Below are 12,943 nucleotides of genomic sequence, written 5' to 3'. Positions count from 1 at the left end.
GTACTTCCATGATCGTGCTTCGCCCTGCAGTGGCCGATTCATCCGGCGTCACGATTTGGCTCAAACCCAATCGCGCGCTCAGTCGGCGCGGCATGCGCAGGCTGATCGTGGCGCTGGCGGTGCTGGCGCTGGCAACCGGCGTATGGGGCGGCTGGCAGGGCAACGTGTTTGCGCCGCTGTTTGCCGCGCTCGAGGCCGGTGCCATGGCGGTTGCGCTGGCGGTGGCGTGGCGTGCGGGGGATTGCAGCGAACGGATCACCCTGGGCGCCGCGGCGCTCGAGGTGAGCTGGTTGCCGGGGCATCGGCAAGTGAGTTTCCAGCCGTACTGGGTACGGGCACGGCTGGAGGATGGGGAAAACGGGCATCGACGTTTGTTGTTGGCGTCGCACGGCCGCGAGTTGGAAATCGGCACGTTCCTCGCCGAACCCGAACGCGTCGCGTTGTGGCGAAAACTCAAGATATTGCTGGGCGGCAACCACGACCAGCCGCACGGTTGGATCAACTAGGGGCGTAAGCATGGCATCTGGCAGGATCGGAACGGGCAGCACTGCGCGAGGCCGCGGTCGCGCGGTGACGGCGCGGGTGAGACGCGCGATGGTCGCCGCGGGCGGGGTGCTGCTGGCGCTTGGCGCCGGCGCAGCGCAGGCCGACCCGCGCCCGTGGCAACTCAACATGCCGCAGGGTGTCACCACTTGGTCGGGCGAGGCGTATTTCCTCAACCAGGTCGGTTTGTGGGTGTGCACGGTGATCGGCGTGCTGGTGTTCGGCGCCATGTTCATCGCGATGTTCCGCTTCCGCAAATCGCGCGGCGCGGTGGCCGAGAAGTGGGCGCACAACACCACGGTCGAAGTGATATGGACGACGATCCCGGTCATCATCCTTGCCACGCTGGCGTGGATGTCCACCGGTGGGCTGGTCACGTTTGCCGACACCACCGGCTCGCAGATGACGGTCAAGGTCACCGGCTACCAGTGGAAGTGGCGCTACGACTACGTCGATTACCAGGGCAAGGCGATCCAGAACGTCGGTTTCGTGTCCAAGCTGGATGCGCAGTCGGACAAGACGCGGCAGCTGCATTCCGGCATGGATCCCTACGCGGTGCAAGTTGATGGCGAGCACACCTATCTGCTCAACGTCGACCGGCAACTGGTGTTGCCGACCAACACCAAGATCCGCTTCGTCATCACTGCGGGTGACGTGATCCACTCGTGGTGGGTGCCTGATTTCGGCTGGAAGATGGATGCCATTCCCGGCATCGTCAATTCGGCCTGGGCCAACATCGTGAAGCCGGGCGTGTATCGCGGGCAGTGCGCCGAGCTGTGCGGCCAGGATCACGGCTTCATGCCGATCGTGGTCAAGGCGGTATCGCCGGCCGAATTCCAGACGTGGCTGGCGACGCAGGAAAAGGCCGCGCCGGCCACGGCCGCGGCGCCGGCGGCGCCGCCGACGGCACTCGCCGTGGCGCGCCAGTGAGCGCCTTCCCGTTTTCTGATCGCAGCCGCCACGGCTGCGCCATCGACAAGATTTGAGTCAGAGGTGCAAGGCCATGGCCACCGCAACCACGCAAGACCTACATGAAGAGCATCACGGCGCGCCGAAGAGTTTCGTCCAGCGCTGGCTGATGTCCACCAACCACAAGGACATCGGCACGCTGTACCTGATCTTCTCGCTGACGATGTTTTTCGTCGGCGGCAGCTTTGCCATGCTGATCCGCGCCGAGCTGTTCAAGCCCGGGCTGGAGCTGGTGCAGCCGTATACGTTCAACGAGCTGACCACGATGCACGGGCTCACCATGATCTTCGGCGCGATCATGCCGGCGTTCGTGGGGCTGGGCAACTGGATGATCCCGCTCATGATCGGCGCGCCGGACATGGCGTTGCCGCGCATGAACAACCTGTCGTTCTGGATTCTGCCGTTCGCGTTCATCCTGCTGTACTCGACCCTGCTCCTGCCAGGCGGGGGCCCGGCCGGCGGCTGGACGATGTATCCGCCGCTGTCGCTGCAAAGCGGGTCGCTGGCCTACGCGGTGTTTGCCATCCACCTCATGGGCATCAGCTCGGTGATGGGTGCGATCAACATCATCGCCACCATCCTAAATATGCGTGCGCCCGGGATGGACCTGGTCAAGATGCCGGTGTTCGTGTGGAGCTGGCTGATCACGGCGTTCCTGCTGATCGCGGTGATCCCGGTGCTCGCCGGCGCGGTGACCATGTTGCTGACCGACAAGTATTTCGGCACCAGCTTCTTCAACCCGGGCGGCGGCGGCGACCCGGTGCTGTACCAACACGTGTTCTGGTTCTTCGGTCACCCCGAGGTCTACATCATGATCCTGCCGGCATTCGGGATCATCTCGGAGATCATCCCGACTTTCGCGCGCAAGCCGATCTTCGGCTACAAGGCGATGGTGCTGGCGATCGCCTGCATCGCGTTCCTGTCGTTCCTGGTCTGGGCGCACCACATGTTCGCGGTGGGCATGCCGGTGGGCGCGGACATCTTCTTCATGTACGCCACCATGCTCATCGCGGTGCCGACCGGCATCAAGGTGTTCAACTGGGTGGCCACCATGTGGGGCGGGTCGCTCACGTTCGAGACACCGATGCTGTTTGCGATCGCGTTCGTGGTGCTGTTTTCGATCGGCGGCTTTTCCGGCCTGATGCTGGCGCTGGTGCCGGCCGATTTCCAGTATCACGACACCTATTTCGTGGTGGCGCATTTCCACTACGTGCTGGTGACCGGCGCCGCGTTCGCGATCATGGGGGCCGCGTACTACTGGATGCCCAAGTGGAGCGGGCACATGTACAGCGAGTTCTGGGGCAAGGTGCATTTCTGGTGCAGCCTGGTGTTCGTGAACGTGCTGTTCTTCCCGCAGCATTTCCTCGGCCTGGCCGGCATGCCGCGACGCATTCCCGATTACAACGTGGCGTTCGCCGGCTTCAACATGGTCAGTTCGATTGGCGGCTTCCTGTTCGGCGCCTCGCAGCTGATTTTCCTCGGCGTCATCATCCACTGCGTGTTCTTCTCCAAGCAGAAGGCTGCCAACCGTGCCTGGGAGGGCGCGAAGGGGCTGGAGTGGACGGTGCCGTCGCCGGCGCCCTACCACACCTTCGAGGTGCCGCCGGTGGTGCGCGACGAGGAGTTGGCACACAGTGGCGCGGATGATTGAGGCCGCCGCGGTGGGCGAGGTCGAGCCGCCGCGCCGTCAGGTGCGCGACGGCACCGCCGCCGTCGCGCGCACGCCGATGGGCCGCGCACAGCGGCGCGGCGTGCGGCGCACGGTGACGGTGCTGGCAGTGGTGATCGGCATTTTTTATCTGCTGTCGTTTTTGCAGATTCTTTTGATGAAATAGCGGCGCAGGAGCACGGCGTGCCGTGCCGGCGGTCACCAGGGAACTCCACGGGGTCTCATCATGGTTCAACAGCAAGACATCTATTTCGTACCGAACCGCAGCCATTGGCCGATCGTGGCCGCGGTGGTGTTGTTCCTTACCGTTTTTGGTGCTGCGCATTGGCTCAACGCCGAGCCGGGCGAGGCGGGTTTCGGCAAGACCGTCATCACCATCGGCGCGCTTGGCATCCTCGGCATGTTTTTCGGCTGGTTCGGCTCGGTGATCCGCGAGTCGCTGGCCGGCCGCTACAACGATCAGGTGGATACCTCGTTCCGCATGGGGATGATGTGGTTCATCTTCTCCGAGGTGTTTTTCTTCGGCGCGTTCTTCGGCTCGCTGTTTTACGTGCGCATGTTCTCGCTGCCGTGGCTGGCCGGTAGCGGCCATGGCGTGCTGACCCACCAGTTTCTGTACGACGCGTATGCGGGCACCTGGGGCGCGGATGGCGGCAACGGGCCGCTGGCGCTCGGTGGCGCGTTCAGCACCGTGGTGCCGTGGGGGCTGCCGCTGCTCAACACGCTGATCCTGCTCACCTCCAGCGTTACCGTGACGATTGCGCACCACGCGCTGCGCGGCGGGCATCGCGGGCGGGTGCTGGTGTTCCTGGGGCTGACGGTGCTGCTGGGCGCGACCTTCGTGACCTTCCAGGCGCACGAGTACGCCGAGGCGTATCGCGAACTGAACCTCACGTTCCAGACCGGCGTGTACGGCTCGCTGTTCTACATGCTGACCGGCTTCCACGGGTTCCACGTGACGATCGGCACGATCATGCTGGCAGTGATCTGGCTGCGCGTGCTCAAGGGGCACTTCAGCCCCGAGCATCATTTCGGTTTCGAGGCGGTGGCCTGGTACTGGCACTTCGTCGACGTGGTGTGGCTGTGCCTGTTCCTGTTCGTCTACGTGCTTTGAGGCAGGTGCCGGCAAGGCACGAAAAAACCGCCGGAAGGCGGTTTTTTCGTGGTGCGGCGGGCGGTGGTCATTGACCGACGTCGTGCGGATGCAGCCAACCCATCCAGATGCCGAAAATGACGATGCCGATCACCACCAGCGAGAGCACGACGCGGCGCGTGAGGGCCCACACCATGCGCCCGTCGCTGCCTTTGTCGGTCATCATGTAGTACAGCGCCTGGGCGAGGCTGAAGATGACCACCAGCAGCAACACCACCACGATGATCTTGAAGATGGAGCCCATGTGAGCGATCCGCGCGATGGAATGGCGTCGAGTATAACCACGCGCGGCGGCACACCGTGCTAGGCGGGCTGCGCCGACCACCATGGTGGGCCATCGTGCTGACGCTGGCGGCATCTGCCCTGTTCGTGCGGCTTGGCGTCTGGCAGTTGCACCGCGCGGATTTCAAGGTGGATCTGCTGCAGCGGTACGCCGCCGCCGCCACCGCGGCGCCGCAAAGCTTTGCCAGCGTGGCGCTCAACCCGCCGGCCGATGCGTTTCCGCGCATCGATGTGCGCGGGCAGTATGTTGCCGATCGCGTCTACCTGCTCGACAACCCCAAGCACGACGATCTTGGCGGGGTCGAGGTGTTCGTGCCGCTGCAGTTGACCGGCAGCTCGCGACTGCTCTTGGTCGACCTGGGTTTCCTGCCCGGCAACGGCACCGATAAAACGCCGCAATTGCCTGTGTTGCCGACCGGCGTGCAGCATTTGCACGGGCTGTACCTGCCGCCACCGCCGCGCGGGTTCGAAATGGGCGGCAATGCGCTGGCGCGGCAGACCACGTGGCCGAAAAAGTCGATCTACCTCGACCCGACGCAAGTGGCTGCCGACCTTGGCGCTACGCTCTATCCACGCATGCTGAGCCTGGATGCCGACCCGGCGTCGATCTATGTGCGCGTGCACACGCTGGATTTCGGCGACATGCCGCCGGCGCGCCATCGTGCGTACGCGTTCCAGTGGTTCTCGTTTGCCGTCGCGGTGATCGTCATTTTGCTCGTGGTGAACCGCGACAAGCGCCGCAAGCGGCGCCAACCTCCCACCGACCATGTGGATGGCCCATGACCGATACCGCCGCCGCCCTGCGCAAGGGCCGGGTGAAACTGCTTTTGGTTGGCGCGGTGTTTCTCGTGCCGTTTCTGGTGGCGCTGGCGCTGACGCTGGCCGGTTGGCAGCCGACGGCCAAAGGCAACGGCTTGCCGATCCTGCCGCAGCGCAACTTTGCACAGGAACAGCTGTCGATCCGGATGGCCGATGGCGGCGTCTGGGCATGGCGCGACGTCAAGCCGCGGTTGACGCTGATTGCGTTGCCCGGGCCCGATTGTGCAAGCCACTGTTACGCCGCGCTGACCGCGCTGGCCAAGGCGCGGGTGATGCTCAACCAGAACCAGTCGCGACTGCGGCTGCTGTATGTCGGCGCGCCGCCGACCGGCGCGGACGCCAAGGGCATGGCGAACTTCTGGCGGATCGGTGCCGATACCGACGGCAAACTCGACGCGTGGCGTCCGAGTGAGCCCGACAGCCTCGGCGCGGTGCTGGTCGAATCGGACGGCACCGCGCTGGCCAGTTACCCGGCAGGGTTTGATCCGGCTGGCGTGCTGCGCGACCTGCGCAAGGTGATCCGGTGAGCCGCGCCGGCGTGTCGCGCGGCCTGCGCTGGCTGAGCCTGCTGGCGGCCGTGTTCGCCCTCGGGTTGGTAATGTTCGGCGCCTTCGTGCGGCTGTCGGATGCCGGCCTGTCGTGCCCGGACTGGCCCACCTGCTATGGCGAGGCCACCTGGCCGCAGCACGCGCAGGCGGTGGCGCAGGCGGATGCGGCATTTCCGAACCGCCCGTACGTGGCGCACAAGGCGTGGCGCGAGCAGGTGCACCGCATGCTGGCTGGCACGCTGGGCATGCTGGTGTTGGCGATGGCGGTGATGGCTGCGTGGCGCCAGCGGCGCCTCTGGTGGCTGGTCGGCGGCAGTGCGCTGTTTGCGGCGATCGGGGTGACGCTGTACATGCGCGGCGAGCATGTGCCGTCGTCCGTGCTCGCCGCGGCCGCTATCGTGTTGCCGCTGGTGGCGGCCGGATTGTTGCGGGCGCCGACGGCAGCCAAGGTGTGCCTGGTTGCGCTTGGCGTCATCGTGTTCCAGGCCATGCTTGGCATGTGGACGGTAACCCTGCTGTTGAAGCCCATCGTCGTCACCGGGCATCTCCTGGGCGGCATGACCACGCTGGCGCTGCTGGGTTACGCCGCACTGCGCTTTGCCGGCATCGCCGCGAACAACGACGCGCTGCGCGGCCTGCGCCGCTGGGTGGCACTCGGCATCGTGCTGCTCGCCTGCCAGATCGCGCTCGGTGGCTGGACCTCGTCGAACTATGCCGCGCTCGCCTGCGGGTTTGGCGACGCCGCGTTTCCGCATTGCCTCGGCCAGTGGTGGCCCGCTGCGGATTACCACCAGGGCTTCATCCTGTGGCGCGGCATCGGGGTGGACTACGAAGGCGGCGTGCTCGACGGCGCCGCGCGCACGGCGATCCAGATGGTGCATCGCCTTGGCGCGCTGGTGGTGACGGCGTACCTGCTGTGGCTCGGCTGGCGGCTGGCACGGCGGGGGCTTCGGGTGTGCGCGGGCGCCATCGTCGCGGCGCTCGTCTGCCAGGTACTGCTCGGCATCAGCAATGTGCACTTCGGCTTGCCGCTGCCGGTGGCCACCGCGCACAACGGCATGGCGGCCCTGTTACTGTTGAGCTTGGTGGGAGCGCTGGCGCGCACACAGCGCAAGCCGTTGGTTGAGGGGGATGGCGCATGACCGGGGTGATGGGCGAATACTTTCAGCTGACCAAGCCGCGCATCGTGGTGCTGCTGGTCTTCTGCGCGGTGATCGGCATGTTTCTCGCGGTGCCGGGCCTGCCGCGCTGGCAGGCACTGATTTTCGGCACGCTTGGCATCTGGCTGGCGTCGTCATCCGCCGCCGCGTTCAACCAGCTGATTGACCAACGCATCGACAAGGTGATGGTGCGCACCGCGCACCGGCCGCTGCCCGCCGGGCAACTCAAGCCGCGGCAGGCGTTCGCCTTCGCGCTCACGCTCGGCATCGTGTCGATGATCGTGCTGGCGCTGTGGGTGAACGTGCTGACCGCGGTGCTGACCTTCGTCGGCCTGATCGGCTATGCGGTGATCTACACCGCCGTGCTCAAGCGCGCCTCGCCGCAGAACATCGTGATCGGCGGGCTGGCCGGCGCGATCCCGCCGGTGATCGGCTGGACCGCGGTCACCGGCTCGCTGCATCCGTATGCGCTGCAGTTGTGCCTGATCATTTTCGTGTGGACGCCGCCGCACTTCTGGGCGCTGGCGATCTTCCGCCGCGACGACTACGCGCGTGCCGGCATCCCGATGCTGCCGGTGACCCATGGGGTCAAGTACACGAGCTGGCAGGTGCTGTTCTACACGGTGCTGCTGGTGCTGGTGAGCCTGCTGCCGGCACTGACCGGCATGAACGGCTGGATCTACCTTGGTGGCGCGTTGGCCCTCGGTGCCGGGTTCCTGTACTACGCGATCCGGCTGATCCGCCCGCCGGATGCGTATTTCGCGATGCGCATGTTCAAGTACTCGATCATCTATCTGTTTGCGCTGTTCGCTTTTCTGCTGGCCGATCACTGGCTGGTGCAACCCTTCGGCCCGGCGGGCACCGTGTTCACTGCGGCGGGCTGATCGCGCGCAGGTTTGCGGCCGCGGGTTTCTGCGAGAATCGATGCATGACCCGCGCGCGGCTCCTGATCGATACCGACCCCGGCGTGGACGATGCGCTGGCCATCCTGATGGCGCACGCGCATGCCGACATCGTGGCGCTGAGCATCGCTGCCGGGAATGTCGGCCTCGGCCACACCGTGCGCAACGCCCGGGTGCTGAAGGACCTCGTCCATGGCCGCTTTCCCATCCACGCCGGCTGTGCGACGCCGCTGGTGCGCGCGCCGGACGAGGACGCCGCGCAGGTGCATGGTGCGGATGGGCTGGGCGACGTGGGTTTTCCGGAGCCTGCCGCCAGCGCCGAAGCCGAGGCCGCTGCGCTCGCGCTGCTGCGCCTGACCCGCGAGCGTCCCGGCGAACTGACGCTGGTGGCGCTGGCGCCGCTGACCAACATCGCGCTGGCGTTGCGGCTCGATCCGACATTGCCGCAGCGCGTGCGGCGGCTGGTGGTGATGGGCGGGGCGGTCACCGGCCACGGCAATACCCGCAGTTTGCCTGCGGAGTTCAACATCGGTTTCGACCCGGAAGCCGCACACGTCGTGTTCGAGGCGTTCCCCGCATTCGACCTCGTCGATTGGGAACTCACGCTGCGGCATGGTTTTGTGGACGCCGAGTTCGATGCGTGGCTGGCTGCCGGCGACGCGCGTGCGCGGTTCTTTGCCAAGGTGTTTGGCACGGCGCGCGCGTACAACGCCAGGCATGACCGCAGCGGCGTGGTGGCGGCCGATGCGCTGGCGATGGCGGTGGCGATCGATCCGACCATCGTCACCCGGGCGGAAACGCGCGCGGTCGCCATCGAATTGGACGGCCGTTTGACCCGCGGCATGACGGTGGTCGACTGGAACGGGCGATCGGGCTGCGCGGCGCAGGCGCGCATCGTGCTGGAGATCGATCAGGCGCGGTTTGTGGCGCTCGTGCGCGGCGCGCTCGGCGCGCACTGAACCCTGTTTTCCGCGTGCGGCGTATTCGCCGGGCAAGCATGCGCGGGCGCATGGTTGGCGCTCGACCTGGGTCGAATTGGCAGGCGTACGCAGCGGCCGCTAGACTTGGGGTTTGCTGACCGTTTCCCCGACGGTTGGCCTTCCGCAAGCATCAGCGCCGCATGGCGCCGTGGAGACTTTCCCATGGATCAGCTCGACGACATCCTTGACCAGGATCTCGACCCCACCGAAACCAAGGAATGGGTCGAATCACTGAGTGCCGTCATCAACCACGACGGCACCGAGCGCGCGCACTATCTGCTCGAACAGATGGTGGATACCACGCGCCGCGCCGGCGGTCATTTGCCGTTCGATCCGACCACCGCGTACGTCAACTCGATCGCGCCGGCGAACGAGGCCAAGAGCCCCGGCGACGCCGCGATGGAGTGGCGCATCCGCTCGATCATCCGCTGGAACGCGATGGCGATGGTGGTGCGCACCAATCGCAAGCCGGGCAAGCTCGGCGGCCATATCGCCAGCTTCGCGTCGAGCGCCACGTTGTACGACGTCGGCTTCAACCACTTCTGGCGCGCGCCGAGCGCCGAGCACCCCGGCGACCTGATTTTCCATCAGGGCCATTCCAGCCCCGGTATCTACGCGCGCTCGTTCCTCGAGGGCCGCATCAGCGCCGAACAGCTCGACAGCTTCCGACTGGATACCGTTTCGCACGGCCACTTGCTCACCTCCTACCCGCACCCGTGGCTGATGCCCGATTACTGGCAGGTGCCGACGGTGTCGATGGGCCTGGGTCCGATCCAGGCGATCTACCAGGCGCAGTTCTTCAAGTACCTCGAACACCGCGGACTGATGCCCAAGACCGACCGCAAGGTGTGGTGTTTCCTGGGCGACGGCGAGGTGGACGAGCCGGAGTCGCTGGGCGCGATCTCGCTCGCCGGCCGCGAAGGACTGGACAACCTCATCTTCGTCGTCAACTGCAACCTGCAGCGCCTCGACGGCCCGGTGCGCGGCAATGGCAAGATCATCCAGGAGCTCGAGGGCGTATTCCGCGGCGCCGGCTGGAACGCGCTCAAGGTGGTGTGGGGCAGCTACTGGGATCCGCTCCTGGCGCGCGACAAGAACGGCGTCCTGCGCAAGCTGATGATGGAAACCGTCGACGGCGAGTACCAGGCGTGCAAGGCCTTCGGCGGCGCCTACACGCGCGAGCATTTCTTCGGCAAGTACCCGGAAACGCGCGCGATGGTGGCAAGCCTTTCCGATGACGACGTGTGGCGCTTGAACCGCGGTGGCCACGATCCGCACAAGGTGTATGCCGCCTACCATGCGGCGGTGCACACCCAGGGCATGCCGACCGTGATCCTTGCCAAGACGGTGAAGGGCTACGGCATGGGCATCGGTTCGGGCGAATCGCAGAACCCGACCCACCAGCAGAAAAAGATGGAAAACGACGCGGTGCGCCAGTTCCGCGACCGCTTCCAGGTGCCGATTCCCGACGACAAGCTGGCCGACGTGCCGTACTACCACCCCGGCATGGATTCCCCGGAAGTGCAGTACATGCTGGATCGCCGCCGCGAGCTGGGCGGCTTCCTGCCGCAGCGCCGCCGGCGCACCGACGAGCGTACCCACGCGCCGGAGCTCACCGCATTTGCGCAGATCACCAAGGGCACCGGCGAGCGCGAAATCTCCAACACCATGGCGCTGGTGCGCGGCATGAATCTCTTGCTGCGCGACAAGGAGATCGGCCCGCGCGTGGTGCCGATCGTTTCCGACGAGGCACGCACGTTCGGCATGGAGGGCATGTTCCGCCAGATCGGCATCTACGCGCCGTTCGGCCAGAAATACCGTCCGCAGGATGCCGACGAGCTGCTGTACTACCGCGAGTCGAAAGACGGCCAGGTGCTGCAGGAAGGCATCTCCGAGGCCGGCGGCGTATCGGCGTGGATCGCGGCCGGCACCAGCTATTCGGTGTCGAACAAGCCGATGCTGCCGTTCTTCATCTACTACTCGTTCTTCGGTTTCCGCCGCATCGGCGACCTGATCTGGGCGGCCGGTGACCAGCGCACGCGCGGCTTCCTGGTGGGTGCCACCGCGGGCTGCAGTTTCCCCGGCGAAGGCCTGCAGCACAACGATTGCACCTCGCCGCTGGTGGCCGGCACCATTCCCAACTGCCGCGTCTACGACCCCACCTATTCCTATGAGGTGGCGGTGCTGCTGCAGCACGGCGTGAAGGAAATGTACGAGGAGCAGCACGACGTCTTCTACTACATCACCACCACCAACGAGAACTACACCCACCCGGACATGCCCGAAGGCTGCTACGACGGCATCATCAAGGGCATGTACCTGGTGCGCGACGGCGGTGGCGAGAAGGGCAAGGCCAAGGGCAAGGCGGTCGTGCCGCGGGTGCAGCTCATGGCCGCCGGCGGCGCGCTGCGCGAGGCGTTGCGGGCGGCGGAACTGCTCGATGCCGATTTCGGCGTCAAGGCCGACGTGTGGTCGTGCCCGAGCTACAGCGAGCTGTCGCGCGACGGCTTCGACTGCGAACGCTGGAACCGCCTGCATCCGGAAGCTAAGGCGCCGCGTATCGCGTACATGACCGCCAGCCTCGCCGACCACGACGGCCCGGTGATCGCCGCGTCCGAATACGTGCGCGCGGTGGCCGACCAGGTGCGCGCGTTCGTGCCGGATGGCCGCTCGTTCACCGTGCTCGGTGCCGACGGCTTCGGCCGTTCCGACACCCGCGAGCACCTGCGCGACTTCTTCGAGGTCGACGCGCACTGGATCGCGCATGCTGCCCTCGCCGCACTGGCGAAGGAAGGCAAGGTCAACGCCAAGGACGTCGCCCGCGCGCTCAAGGAATACCAGCTTGACCCCGAACAGCCCAATCCGATCACGATTTGACCCGGCGGCTGCAAGCCAATAAAGAAAACCCGCCATTGGCGGGTTTTCTTTTGCGGAGACGGCAAGGGCCTACCGGGTTCAGGGGCAACGCCAGGCGGCCAGCCCGCTAGTAAATCTCGCCCACGCAGCAGCGCAGGCTGCCGCCGGCCTTCTCGATCTCGGACAGATCGACGCTGCCCAGGCGAAAGCCCCACTGTGCCAGGGCATCGCGCTGCGCTTCGGTGAGCGACGCGGCGGCGCCGGCGCTCAGCCACACGCGATCCTCGGCAAGCGTGATCGCGTTCGCCGCATAGGCTTGTTTCTGTGCGGTGGTGAGCCACAACGCGCGTCCCCCGTAGGCGCCGGCAATCGCCTGCGGCACGGCCGGATCGGCAAAGCCGTCGGCGGCAAGGATCGCGGCGCGGCCCGCGAGCAGGGCGAACACCACGTTGGTGTGGTATTCGCCTGCAGCCAGGTCGAAGCAAAAGGTGAGGCGCAGGCCGAACGCCTGGTGCATGGCCTCGGCGCCGGCGCGGTCGCAGCGTTCGCTCAGGCCGCAGTAGCCGATGCCGCGCGCGCGGTCGATCACCAGCGAGCCGGTCAGCTCGGCAACGAGATCGCCGCAGCCGGAGAGGTCGACCTCGTCGTAGCCCAGCAGCTCGCCGAAGAACGCGCGGATGTCAGCGCGTTCGGCTTCGCGCTGGCGCACGGCGTGGTGCATGCGACCCACCACCAAGTTGCCGGGCGCGGTACCGAACACGTTGTTGGGGAACACCGCATCCGGCGTGGCGGCATCGCCAGGAAAGACGATCACTGGCAGGTCGGCGCGCAACGCCTGCGCCAGCGCCTGGTGCTGGGCCAGCGCGCGCAGCGGATCCACGGCCTGATCCATTGCCATGTAACGGTTGTCGCGCGCCGATTCCGCGGCCAGTGAAAACCCCGCCGGGGCGACCATAAATGCGGCGCGCGCGGTGGCCGCCGCAGCGGGCAGTGGCGCGAGTGCGGCAAAGGCGTCGAGAAAAGCTTCGGGCGTGGTGACGAGCATGGCGGAGCTGGTTGGCG

General features: G+C 66.3%; 13 protein-coding genes. 11 read left to right on the top strand and 2 right to left on the bottom strand.

Annotated elements, in window-relative coordinates:
- The first annotated feature begins 8 nt into the window (after positions 1–8).
- From AC3WP6_RS12865 to AC3WP6_RS12845, 5 genes are all read left to right on the top strand, one after another.
- Positions 9–506 carry a DUF2244 domain-containing protein gene (locus AC3WP6_RS12865; RefSeq protein ID WP_492628090.1) on the top strand — a complete coding sequence of 166 codons (498 nt, stop codon included), beginning with the start codon at positions 9–11 and terminating at the stop codon, positions 504–506.
- Positions 507–594: 88 nt separating this feature from the next.
- Complete coding sequence (gene coxB, locus AC3WP6_RS12860) at positions 595–1,473, top strand: cytochrome c oxidase subunit II (RefSeq protein WP_492628089.1); 879 nt, start codon at positions 595–597, stop codon at positions 1,471–1,473.
- 73 nt (positions 1,474–1,546) lie between these two features.
- The gene (gene ctaD / locus AC3WP6_RS12855; RefSeq protein WP_492628088.1) at positions 1,547–3,163 is read left to right on the top strand and encodes a cytochrome c oxidase subunit I; all 1,617 of its coding nucleotides are present in this window, start codon (positions 1,547–1,549) and stop codon (positions 3,161–3,163) included.
- A gap of 10 nt (positions 3,164–3,173) precedes the next feature.
- Positions 3,174–3,347, top strand: a complete 174-nt coding sequence (locus tag AC3WP6_RS12850; RefSeq protein WP_492628087.1) for a hypothetical protein — start codon at positions 3,174–3,176, stop codon at positions 3,345–3,347.
- Between the two features lie 60 nt (positions 3,348–3,407).
- Positions 3,408–4,295 carry a cytochrome c oxidase subunit 3 gene (locus tag AC3WP6_RS12845; protein ID WP_492628086.1) on the top strand — a complete coding sequence of 296 codons (888 nt, stop codon included), beginning with the start codon at positions 3,408–3,410 and terminating at the stop codon, positions 4,293–4,295.
- A gap of 67 nt (positions 4,296–4,362) precedes the next feature.
- Here the strand turns inward: AC3WP6_RS12845 and AC3WP6_RS12840 are convergent, their stop codons facing one another.
- Positions 4,363–4,578, bottom strand: coding sequence for a twin transmembrane helix small protein (locus AC3WP6_RS12840; RefSeq protein WP_492628085.1), 216 nt, complete (start codon positions 4,576–4,578; stop codon positions 4,363–4,365).
- Between the two features lie 56 nt (positions 4,579–4,634).
- Between AC3WP6_RS12840 and AC3WP6_RS12835 the strand changes: the two genes are divergently transcribed.
- From AC3WP6_RS12835 to aceE, 6 genes are all read left to right on the top strand, one after another.
- On the top strand, positions 4,635–5,399 hold the full coding sequence (locus AC3WP6_RS12835) for an SURF1 family protein (protein WP_492628084.1): 765 nt from the start codon (positions 4,635–4,637) through the stop codon (positions 5,397–5,399).
- Complete coding sequence (locus AC3WP6_RS12830; RefSeq protein WP_492628083.1) at positions 5,396–5,962, top strand: redox-active disulfide-containing membrane protein; 567 nt, start codon at positions 5,396–5,398, stop codon at positions 5,960–5,962. Before AC3WP6_RS12835 ends, AC3WP6_RS12830 begins: the two co-directional genes overlap by 4 nt.
- Entirely contained in the window at positions 5,959–7,125 is a 1,167-nt protein-coding gene (locus AC3WP6_RS12825) for a COX15/CtaA family protein (protein ID WP_492628082.1), read from the top strand. Before AC3WP6_RS12830 ends, AC3WP6_RS12825 begins: the two co-directional genes overlap by 4 nt.
- Entirely contained in the window at positions 7,122–8,027 is a 906-nt protein-coding gene (gene cyoE, locus AC3WP6_RS12820; protein ID WP_492628081.1) for a heme o synthase, read from the top strand. Before AC3WP6_RS12825 ends, cyoE begins: the two co-directional genes overlap by 4 nt.
- A 44-nt stretch (positions 8,028–8,071) precedes the next feature.
- The gene (locus tag AC3WP6_RS12815; RefSeq protein WP_492628080.1) at positions 8,072–9,004 is read left to right on the top strand and encodes a nucleoside hydrolase; all 933 of its coding nucleotides are present in this window, start codon (positions 8,072–8,074) and stop codon (positions 9,002–9,004) included.
- A 183-nt stretch (positions 9,005–9,187) separates the two neighbouring features.
- Positions 9,188–11,902 carry a pyruvate dehydrogenase (acetyl-transferring), homodimeric type gene (gene aceE / locus AC3WP6_RS12810; RefSeq protein WP_492628079.1) on the top strand — a complete coding sequence of 905 codons (2,715 nt, stop codon included), beginning with the start codon at positions 9,188–9,190 and terminating at the stop codon, positions 11,900–11,902.
- Positions 11,903–12,008: 106 nt separating this feature from the next.
- On the opposite strand, the gene AC3WP6_RS12805 is transcribed toward aceE, so the two are convergent.
- On the bottom strand, positions 12,009–12,926 hold the full coding sequence (locus AC3WP6_RS12805; protein WP_492628078.1) for an arginine deiminase-related protein: 918 nt from the start codon (positions 12,924–12,926) through the stop codon (positions 12,009–12,011).
- Positions 12,927–12,943 lie beyond the last annotated feature (17 nt).

It is taken from the genome of Rhodanobacter sp. FW106-HT46G03, assembly GCF_058789895.1.
Note: the sequence above shows the minus strand (reverse complement) of the source record. Positions and strands in the feature narration are given on the sequence as shown.